Origin of the sequence: Kitasatospora sp. NPDC059817 (genome assembly GCF_042731835.1) — a bacterium.
Classification (GTDB): domain Bacteria; phylum Actinomycetota; class Actinomycetes; order Streptomycetales; family Streptomycetaceae; genus Kitasatospora.
Window position 1 is genome coordinate 13777 of record NZ_JBHWIR010000145.1, and the last position, 1963, is coordinate 15739.

General features: G+C 71.2%; 2 protein-coding genes. One reads left to right on the plus strand and one right to left on the minus strand.

Annotated features, from left to right (window positions below; all coding sequences use genetic code 11):
* Positions 1-54: 54 nt before the first annotated feature.
* The gene (locus ACFV61_RS26155; RefSeq protein ID WP_380494219.1) at positions 55-1251 is read right to left on the minus strand and encodes a hypothetical protein; all 1197 of its coding nucleotides are present in this window, start codon (positions 1249-1251) and stop codon (positions 55-57) included.
* A gap of 360 nt (positions 1252-1611) precedes the next feature.
* On the opposite strand from ACFV61_RS26155, the gene ACFV61_RS26160 reads away from it, so the two are divergent.
* Entirely contained in the window at positions 1612-1938 is a 327-nt protein-coding gene (locus ACFV61_RS26160; RefSeq protein ID WP_063350564.1) for a hypothetical protein, read from the plus strand.
* Positions 1939-1963: the final 25 nt, after the last annotated feature.

Here is a 1963-nt window from a genome sequence, read left to right on the forward strand (position 1 = left end):
CTCTCCCCCCCCCCCCGGGCGCTGGGGGGGGGGGGGGGGGGCCCGCCGCGACGGTCAGCGGGTGACGGTCCACTGCTGCTCGGCGGAGCCGTCGCAGGTCCACACCCCGAGCTCCTTGCCGTCCTCGTGGTAGGTCAGGCAGTCCTGGTCGCTGATCCGGATCACGTACCGGTCGCCCGAGACGTTCTTGACCTCCCACTTCTGCTCCGAAGAGCCCTTCCACCCCTTGGTGTTGGCGAAGTAGGTGCCGGTGTTCTCGCTGAGGTCCCGCCCGAGCGCGTTGGTGATCCGGTAGCGGCCGCCGCCCGCGTCGCGGAACGTCCAGGTGCCGCCCGCGTCGCCCGGCTTCCCGGCGATCACCGTGGCGCCCTCGCCGGAGCCGGTGGCGACGGCGCCGAGGTTGTTGACGGTCCGCAGGTGCACGGGCGTGTTGAGCGCGGGCCGGCCGGAGCCGGTGGGGGTGCCGGTGCCGGGCTTGGTGCCGGGCTCGGCCGGATCGCCGGGCTTGCCGGTGTGGGGAGGCTTGGCCGGCGTGGCGGGCACCCCGGGGTCGTACGGCGTGCCGGGGTCCTGCGGCATCGCGGGGACGATCTGGGTGGCCGGCAGCCCGCCCGGCGCGGGAGTGCCCGGGTCCCTCGGTACGCCGGGGAACGGCATCGGGGAGAAGTTCACGACGCCGTCGGTGTGGTTGTAATGCTGGCCGGCGCTGCCCGTGCCCCTCGGGTACGTCCAGGTGTGCTCGCGGGTGGTCCGGTTGAAGAGGCCGTAGAACCCCCAGTTGCCCCAGCCGCCGTCGAAGCCGTTGGCGAAGCTGCCGCCGCCGGAGAAGATCCAGATCCGGTAGGTCTGGTCCTCGCGCGAGGTCTGGTCGTGGTAGTCGATGTCGTACGTGAAGGCGACGTTCTGGAAGCTCTGCTCGTAGTTGTGGACGTACCAGGGGTCTCCGAAGGCGTTGTCGCCCTTGATGTCGAAGACCATGATGTTGTAGCTGCCGCCGGTCGCCTTGATCAGCATGTCGAGCGTGTCCTGGACGAACTCGCCGCGGGCCCGGTTCTTGGCCTCCGAGGTGTGCTGCGCCGCCTGGATGCACCACACCAGGCTGGTCGAGCCGGGAGTCACCGTGTTGGCGGCGTTGCAGTTCTCCTGGGCCGGGTCGTACGAGCCGTCGGCCATCGCGGGCCCCGCCAGACCCAGGACGGCCACGGCACTCATCCCTGCGGCCAGGGCCGACAGCTTCTTCGTCGAACGCACGTGCTCTCCTTGCGAGTTCTGTGATGGGCGGGACAAAATATGGCATTCCGGTCAGCCGATCAGTGCCACTTTGTCTCGATCCATACGCATCCCTTGCGAAGGCCTGACGCCCGCGGTGCGCCGGCCCGAACCCGTGCGGGCGATTCCCCAAGCCCCTTGTGAAGGACGGATGATCGGGCCGCCCGGGTTCAATTGGCCACGTCCGCCCGTCCCGGCTGTCCTGCGCCCAAGGCCGCCGGCGCGCCCTCACCCGGCGCGGAAGAGTGGAGTGCGGCGCGATGGGCGTGCGGATGCGGCGCCGTGGCAACGGATGTGACCGCTCGGCCCCCATCCGAGGGGCCGCTCGACGAGAGGACATCCATGCGCCCCGGACGACTCGCCGGCGCAGGCCTGGCGGCGGTGGCACTGACAGCCACCCTCGCCGGTCCCGCCCAGGCCGACAACCTGCCCGAGACCGTGTCCGCCACCGGCTCCCCGAGCGGCGTCACCGCCATCTGCCCCGAGGGCCTGCACCCGGACAACGACTGGATCATCACCAACGGCGACGGCACCCGGCTCGGCGCGAACCAGCGGTGGCAGTGGAGGGACAGTGACGGAGGCAGGGGCATCATCGTCTGGATCGCCCCCTACCTCGACTCGCCGCCCCCGCCCCCCAGCATCAGGCTGACGATCTCCTGCATCTCCTGAGCGCCCGACGGCGGAGGGGGCGCGC

What these genes read in the sequence shown, in the direction of transcription:
- ACFV61_RS26160 (WP_063350564.1), top strand. Translation starts at nt 1,612, where the DNA reads ATGCGCCCCGGACGACTCGCCGGCGCAGGCCTGGCGGCGGTGGCACTG.